The 7,750-nt window shown below is 44.5% G+C and carries 8 protein-coding genes; 4 read left to right on the top strand and 4 right to left on the bottom strand.

The genetic code is table 11. The annotated features are described in order from the left end of the window. Positions 1 to 183 precede the first annotated feature (183 nt). Positions 184 to 810 (bottom strand): DUF5610 domain-containing protein, encoded by a 627-nt coding sequence (locus KFE26_RS22850; protein WP_212601814.1) that lies wholly within the window; start codon positions 808 to 810, stop codon positions 184 to 186. 226 nt (positions 811 to 1,036) lie between these two features. On the opposite strand from KFE26_RS22850, the gene KFE26_RS22845 reads away from it, so the two are divergent. The 3 genes from KFE26_RS22845 (at position 1,037) to KFE26_RS22835 (ending at position 3,517) form a co-directional block, all read left to right on the top strand. After that, complete coding sequence (locus tag KFE26_RS22845; RefSeq protein WP_113939106.1) at positions 1,037 to 1,654, top strand: histidine phosphatase family protein; 618 nt, start codon at positions 1,037 to 1,039, stop codon at positions 1,652 to 1,654. An 11-nt stretch (positions 1,655 to 1,665) separates the two neighbouring features. Further along, positions 1,666 to 3,156 carry an FMN-binding glutamate synthase family protein gene (locus KFE26_RS22840; RefSeq protein ID WP_105250223.1) on the top strand — a complete coding sequence of 497 codons (1,491 nt, stop codon included), beginning with the start codon at positions 1,666 to 1,668 and terminating at the stop codon, positions 3,154 to 3,156. A gap of 151 nt (positions 3,157 to 3,307) precedes the next feature. Next, complete coding sequence (locus KFE26_RS22835; protein WP_105250224.1) at positions 3,308 to 3,517, top strand: hypothetical protein; 210 nt, start codon at positions 3,308 to 3,310, stop codon at positions 3,515 to 3,517. 108 nt (positions 3,518 to 3,625) lie between these two features. Here KFE26_RS22835 and KFE26_RS22830 read toward each other — a convergent pair whose 3' ends face one another. Both KFE26_RS22830 and KFE26_RS22825 read right to left on the bottom strand, forming a co-directional pair. Beyond that, the gene (locus KFE26_RS22830; protein ID WP_105250225.1) at positions 3,626 to 3,883 is read right to left on the bottom strand and encodes a hypothetical protein; all 258 of its coding nucleotides are present in this window, start codon (positions 3,881 to 3,883) and stop codon (positions 3,626 to 3,628) included. A gap of 79 nt (positions 3,884 to 3,962) precedes the next feature. After that, entirely contained in the window at positions 3,963 to 5,759 is a 1,797-nt protein-coding gene (locus KFE26_RS22825) for an ABC transporter ATP-binding protein/permease (RefSeq protein WP_212601813.1), read from the bottom strand. A 472-nt stretch (positions 5,760 to 6,231) separates the two neighbouring features. Here KFE26_RS22825 and KFE26_RS22820 point away from each other — a divergent pair, with 472 nt between their 5' ends. Continuing rightward, a complete protein-coding gene (locus tag KFE26_RS22820; protein ID WP_105250227.1) occupies positions 6,232 to 6,408 on the top strand; it encodes a hypothetical protein in 177 nt (58 codons plus the stop codon). Positions 6,409 to 6,511: 103 nt separating this feature from the next. On the opposite strand, the gene aroG is transcribed toward KFE26_RS22820, so the two are convergent. Next, positions 6,512 to 7,567, bottom strand: a complete 1,056-nt coding sequence (gene aroG, locus KFE26_RS22815; RefSeq protein ID WP_131525191.1) for a 3-deoxy-7-phosphoheptulonate synthase AroG — start codon at positions 7,565 to 7,567, stop codon at positions 6,512 to 6,514. Between the last annotated feature and the right edge of the window lie 183 nt (positions 7,568 to 7,750).

Raw genomic sequence — 7,750 nt, 5'->3', positions numbered from 1 at the left:
ATGACAGCAAACGAAGCGGAATTGTGGGCTGGGAAAGGTTATGGCAAGGATGGTTTAAACTGCAAACCATCCTTGAAGGTTACCAGCTAGCCTTGTCTCTTGAGCAAAAGATGTGATCAAGAGACAGTTATATAAGGGGCTTATGACTATAACGCTGAATATAGAACTGAAAATACTGAGGTATTAACTCGGACTCGATACTGTCTCATCAGTCTTCTTGTTAAAGCTATCTCTAAAGGCTTGCAGCCCCTCTTGCACTAAGCTGTAGGTTTTATCGACACCATCGGCAATATCACCCTGCAATACTTTAAGGCCAGACAGAATATCTTTAGCCTCTTTAAAGCCATTGTCGATGGCACCGCCAATAATCCCCATAAAGCTATCGAGTTGATCACTTAGACTCATACCCGAATTTTGTTGTTGGTGAATGCTAAAAAACTGCGTCGCAAAACTCACGATACGATCTGCAGTCGCTTCTGGAGAAGTATCTACGCCATTATCATAAGCCGTCTGAATCGCGTTCTCGCCCATAGTGGGCGCTAATTCTTTATTAATCGACTCTATCGCTGCGCGATAAAGCAAGGCCATAGACTGATCGCCTGACTTGATATTCACATCTTGCTGTGCCGATAAAATCGCTTGATTCATCAGCTGCTTACTCGTTTGCTGCGCGGTTTGCTTCGAGGTTACTTCTGTGGCTTTCGCGTCCTTCGAATCACTCACTTCGGTGCCCTTAGACGCCGCGTTTTCAGCATATTTTTTCTGTGGCAAAGGAGTACCTTGCACTTGAGGGGGTTTATTGATTTCCATGATGACTATCCATTCAATTCGGGTCGACTTAATTATCGACCAAAATTTAACCAGCTTTAGTAATTTTTAGAATTGAAGTACCATCTGACCACAAGGCCATGATAAGGCCCACATAAATTAAGTGGGTTCATTCTTTAATAAGGTGCATAAAGCGCCAACCCACCGCAATGCAGATCATTACTATCGCTGAGCTTAGACATAAGCCAATAGAAAAGGATGTTACACCATGGCAGCAGGCCGCAGTTTGAGTCATTTCCGCTTTCACGGGTTTACACTAATCCTTAAGCACTATTTTAAGCATAATCTGGGTATCAATATAAAACGCTTTAGCCTGCTAACAAGCCTCGTCATATTCACTTGCCTCGGCTTTACTCCCATTAGCCAAGCTCATGCGGAGAGCAGACTAATTATTTTAGTCAGACATGCCGAAAAAGCCGACACGCCAGCCAATAACCCGCAGTTATCACCCAAGGGAGAAATGCGCGCAACATCACTGATCACTGCCTTGAGCCGCACGCCGCTGTCGCAACTTATTGCGACTCAATACCTAAGAACCCAGCAAACACTCGCGCCCATCGCCGAGGCTCGCCATTTACCTGTGACGATAGTAGAAGCTGCCAAACCTATCGAAGGACATATCCAACACATTGTTGAACAAGTGCATGCTGTAAAGGGCAATACACTCATCGTTGGGCATTCAAACACTGTCCCATTGATCATTAAAGCCCTTGGTGGACCTGAGATCCAAGCGATCAGTGAAGATGACTATAGCCAGCTGTTTTTACTCTCTCTTAATGATGACCAACCTGCGAGCTTGATCGCCACCCGTTACGGACAAGAATAAGGATAAATAACATGAGTGAACTCAATTGGTTTATGTGGGGACTCGATCTATTTTCAGGGCTGTTTTTAATTGTAATAGGACTCGCAGTACTCGCGGTTATTTACATGTATATCGCAGATAAAATGCAGACCAAACAAGCGGTAAGACATAACTATCCTGTAATTGGTCGCTTTCGGTATCTGTTCGAGAAACAAGGCGAGTTCTTTAGACAATACTTTTTCGCCCAAGACAGAGAAGAACTGCCATTCAACCGTGCAGAACGCAGTTGGGTTTACCGCGCGGCTAAAAATGTTGATAGAACTATCGCCTTTGGTTCGACTCGCCCCTTAGATAATGCTGGTACCATTATGTTCATGAATACCGCCTTCCCAACCCAAGATGAAGAGATCACGCCCATTCATCCACTGACAATTGGCACCAATTGCCGCCAACCCTATACGACTCAAGCCATTTGTCATATTTCAGCCATGAGCTTTGGGGCTCTATCGCGCCCAGCAATTACCGCCCTTTCCCACGGTGCAGCGCAGGCGGGTTGCTGGCTTAATACAGGTGAAGGCGGCTTGAGCCCTTATCATCTAAAAGGTGGCTGCGATATCGTCTTTCAAATTGGAACGGCCAAATACGGTGTACGTAATGAGCACGGACATTTAGACGATGAAAAGCTCAAGTCGATAGCCATTCATCCCGAAGTCAAAATGTTTGAAATTAAAATGAGTCAAGGAGCTAAACCGGGCAAAGGCGGCATTTTACCAGGGATCAAAGTCACAGCTGAAATTGCCCATATCCGCGGTATTCCTCAGGGTTATGACTCTATTAGCCCTAATGGTCATATTGAATTCAAATCCGTGAACGATATTTTGGATATGGTTGAACGAGTACGTGAAGTTACCGGTAAACCAACGGGCATTAAGGCCGTACTCGGTGACGTACAGTGGCTCGAAGATTTATGTGATGAAATCGAACGTCGTGGCGAAGACTCTGCCCCCGACTTCTTTACCTTAGACAGTGCCGATGGCGGCACAGGCGCTGCACCACAACCTTTAATGGATTATGTCGGATTACCACTGAAGGAAAGCTTACCTATCCTAGTTAATGTCTTGATCCAACGAGGTTTGCGTAAACGCATCAAAGTCATCGCTTCGGGTAAACTCATAGTGCCATCAAGAGTCGCTTGGGCTTTGGCATTAGGTGCCGACTTCATCGCATCGGCTCGTGGCAATATGTTCGCCCTCGGTTGTATTCAAGCCTTACAGTGCAATAGAGATACCTGCCCAACGGGCATCACAACGCACAATCCCAAGCTACAACAAGGACTCGATCCTAGGGATAAATCGGCTCGTGTTGCTAACTATAATCATAATTTACACCATGACTTAGCCTTAATTGCGCACTCTTGCGGAGTGACAGAACCAAGACAACTCAAACCTTCACATGTCCGAATTGTGCTCGATAGCGGTTTATCCATTTCACTCGATAAATACTATGCACATATGGATAAGTAGCCGCGAACCCTCGCGGTTAATGGCGAATACAACTTTCGTTTATATAGGGTTTACATAAGGTATATTTGAATGCGTATCACAAAAGAGGTAAGATCCGTGACGTGAGACATTATTCAAATGTCTTACCCACAATTGAACTTAAGGAAACACTTTGAAATCTAGCTTCGTAAGCCAACTGCCCGCCAGTAAAACTGTAAGCACTAGCTGTAAGAGCTGTAATCGCCTAACCGAGATCGAAGGTGAACTGGTGTGTTTTCGCGAAGGGCAGATCATTCGACTCACTTTGATAGATGAGTCAGTACCTAAATTGAATCTTTTATGTGAAGGTTGGAAAGCGGGGAAGCTGAACGGCGTAGCTTAATTCAGCCATATTTTATCTCTGGAGTCTCTCTAGAGCATCAAGAATAGAGGCTCACCTCTATTCTCGGACGTTCTCACCTAAACTGTACTAAAGCACTAGCGAACACACCTAACGCATACCCATAAAGTCACTTGTCGGCGCGTTCATATCGCGGATCACACCTGCCAGCACCATTTCTGGATTGACTTTCGCCAAGGTAAGTCGCCGAGTGGTCACCAGTAGACCCGCATTCAATTCAGCATGAATACGTTGCAACGAATCATAATCAACACCACGTTTTTTCAATGTCGCCATGATGGCATACCAATCAGTGGCGACTTTTTCTTCTTTGCCTTCAATATTAGCTCTCAGTGTAATATTTTCCATGCCAGATCTCTTCCGATTGATGTGTTGGCATTGAGTATAGAGAGCCGAAGCTGAATAAAGACTGAACTGTATTGCGCTATTAACTGCTCAGATGAGTATGTTGTTGCTCATTTTGTATCCGCCATAATTTGGCATAGAGACCATTTGCCAACAGCAAAGTCTGATGATTACCTTGCTCAACTATTTCTCCTTGGCTTAATACCACAATTTGATCGGCATCGACTATGGTCGATAACCTATGAGCCACCACTAGGCTAGTGTGCCCCTTAGCGACTTCCCGCAGTGCCGACAAAATAGCTTGCTCGGAGCGACTATCGAGTGAAGATGTCGCCTCATCAAACACCAGCACGGGCGAGCCCTTCAAAATGGCCCTTGCTATCGCGACCCGCTGTTTTTCTCCGCCAGATAGCTTTAAGCCGCGCTCACCCACCTTTGTGTCCCAACCAAGGGCAAGTGATGCAATAAATTGCTCTAAGTGCGCTAATTTAATAGCGTTACACACCTCTTCATCCGTCGCGCTTGGGCGACCATAACGTATATTTTCGACTAATGAATCGTTAAACAGCACGGTATCCTGCGGCACTATGGCAATGGCACGCCGCAGCGCATCTTGGGTGAGATGGCGGATATCTTGACCATCGATTTTAATCGCACCTTGGTCCACATCGTAAAATCGAAATAGTAGTTTAATCAGGGTCGATTTACCTGCACCACTATCACCTACAACAGCCACCTTTTTACCAGCTTCAACCTTAAAACTCACGTCCCGCAGAATTTGCCGCTCATCGTAGCTAAAATTAACATTTTCAAATATCAACTCACCCTTAGTGGGTTGAAAATCGAGTGTTTGGGGTAAGTCGACTATCATAGGATGTTTATCGAGCAGGCTAAACATGCGCTCAATATTGGCTAACGCGCCGCGAATTTCGCGATATACAAAACCTAAGAAGTTAAGGGGTAAAAAGAGCTGCATCATAAACGCATTAATCAACACAAAATCACCTAAGGTCATATTGCCATAGGTAACTCTGTATGCCGCCAGCGCCATCATAGCCGTCATCGCCAGGGCGATAATCACAGCTTGTCCACCATTGAGCGCAAACAAAGATAAGCGGTTTTTACGTTTGGCGACTTCCCACTGTTCAAGCGCTTGGTCATAGCGCTGCGACTCATACTTTTCATTATTAAAATACTTTACCGTTTCATAGTTCAGCAAGCTGTCGATGGCGCGGGTATTCGATAACGAGTCAGCCTTGGCCGCATCACGTACATAATCAGTACGCCATTCTGTCGCGACCACAGAAAAAATAATATAAGCCAACACAGCAATAAAGGTGATTGCCGCAAACGCAATCCCGTAGTTATAGAAGAAAATGCCAATCACCATGACAATTTCGAGCAAGGTTGGCACTATGTTGAACACCATAAAACGCATGAGGAAACTCACGCCGCTGGTGCCGCGTTCAATATCGCGGGATAGGCCACCGGTTTTGCGCTCTAGATGAAAATCGAGGTCAAGTCGGTGTAAATGGTCGAATACCGCTAAACCTAAACGGCGGATCGCCCGCTCTGTTACGCGGCCAAACAAGGTATCGCGGATCTCCCCCGTAATCGCCGTTAGTAAACGTACCGCACCATAAGCCAACACTAATCCTACGGGCACACTGAGGGCTTGCGCGGTTTTATCGGCATCTAAGGTGTCGACCAAATGCTTCAGAATAAAAGGCAGAGCCACGCTGGTCAGCTTAGCGATGATGAGGCATGACATCGCCAGCGCAATGCGGCCTTTGTATTCCAATAAGTAAGGCCAAAGCAGTTTCATGACGTGCCAGTTTAATTTATCGACTGGACCTTCAAAATATAACGTTGGGCGCATAGGACATAACCTTGAATGAGTTATGCCAATTGTAACAGTTCATACCGGACATAAGCTAAGCGAAACTAGCAAAGTCTGAATAAAATCAATCAGATTTTCCTGACAGACAAATAGACTTATTCACGACATACTCAGCAGCTATTTTGATTGTATTTAAAGTCAAAACATCATACTTACGCATTACACTGGCGTATTCACAATAAATGAATTTATACTGATTTGTGTTCAGGCATGTACCGTTTTGCTTAACCTCAGAGCCGTATGTAGGAGGATAAGAGTGCAATGGAAGAAGGCTTGGCACAGAGTTGCTGCTGTTGATTATTTTTGCAGTTTTGCCCAAAATGCCATGGAGGCGGTTATACAAATCAATAGAATTTGTTAACCTCTACGCGCTAGATTTTGCGATTCATACGCCCAAGTTCTAGCGAGAACATTAAGACAAACAAATTAAATTAAGATCAAAGGAAGCTTTATGTTGGATTCCGCTAAAGTTCAATACCCGCCATTACCACTGATCCAAACTTGGGTGTGGATGATGATCGAATCAGGCAATCCAGAGATACAAGATAAAGGTAGAAACAACCTTATTGCCGCCTTTGGTAGCTTAGCCAAAGCAAATGAATACATTGTTGAAATAAGCAATAAATAGATAAAACAAAGGCGCCGGGATAGCGCCTTTGTTTTTACTTAACCCGCAATCGTTAACGGCTAACTCAGGTATAGTTGCGGTTTGAGTTCGCTCGAGCAGATAATTAAACCTGACGGCGTTCGATAATGCTTTGATTCAAAATGGCTAACAGACGCTCGGTATCATCCCAACCAATACACGCATCGGTAATACTCTGCCCATAGCATAACTCTTGACCTTCAATAAGATCTTGACGACCTTCCACTAAATGGCTTTCTACCATAACACCAAAAATAGCAGTATTTCCCGCCGCCACTTGACCAGCTACATCTTCAGCAACCACTAATTGACGTTGATACTCTTTACTACTATTCGCATGGCTAAAGTCGATCATGATGTTGTCGGCAAGCTTTGCTTTTAACAATTGCTGGCTAATCTCAGTGACATGCGGCGCGCTATAATTGGGCTCGCGGCCACCCCGTAAAATAATGTGGCAATCAGGATTGCCCTTAGTCGAAACGATCGCCGAATGGCCCAACTTAGTCACAGATAAAAAATGGTGTGGTGCATTGGCAGCACCTATCGCATCAATAGCAACTTTAATCGTGCCATCTGTACCATTTTTAAAGCCGACCGGACAAGAAAGACCCGAGGCTAACTCTCTGTGTACTTGAGATTCTGTCGTACGGGCGCCAATGGCTCCCCAGCACATTAAATCAGCCATATATTGTGGGGTGATCATGTCAAGAAACTCACCCGCGGTTGGCATACCGCTGTCGTTCAAATCCACTAATAATTTACGGGCGGTGCGTAAACCATCATTGAGTTTAAAGCTGTTATCCATGTAAGGATCGTTAATCAGCCCCTTCCAACCCACTGTGGTTCTTGGTTTTTCAAAATACACTCGCATCACAATTTCGAGTTGATCTTTATAACGTTCACGCAGTGAAACCAAACGCTGTCCATATTCCAACGCAGCTTTGGGATCGTGGATAGAACAAGGCCCAATCACCACTAATAGACGATCATCAGACTTAGCCAGAATATTATGGATACTATTACGCGCATTAAACACAGTCGCAGAGGCTTTTTCGGAAGCAGGAAATCGTTCAAGAATCGCGATAGGTGGAAGTAACTCTTTTACTTCTTTAATGCGAACGTCATCATTTTGGTAATACATAATTTTACTGCTCCAACGCTGGTGTTTTAGGCTATTTCTATCGCTGCGATAAGGGATCTCAACTGCAATACTGAGTTCAATTTATCGAGTCTCAGGCGCCAATGCAACCAAGTTGTCTCCATTTCAAAAAATCAAATATAACTTAATGTTTTAATATATTTAAAAAAAATAAAAATTCAAATA

Origin of the sequence: Shewanella sp. M16, assembly GCF_018224605.1 — a bacterium.
In the GTDB taxonomy this organism is placed as follows: Bacteria; Pseudomonadota; Gammaproteobacteria; order Enterobacterales; family Shewanellaceae; genus Shewanella; species Shewanella oncorhynchi.
The sequence above is the reverse complement of the archived record's forward strand: the minus strand, read 5'-3'. Positions and strand labels throughout refer to the sequence as shown.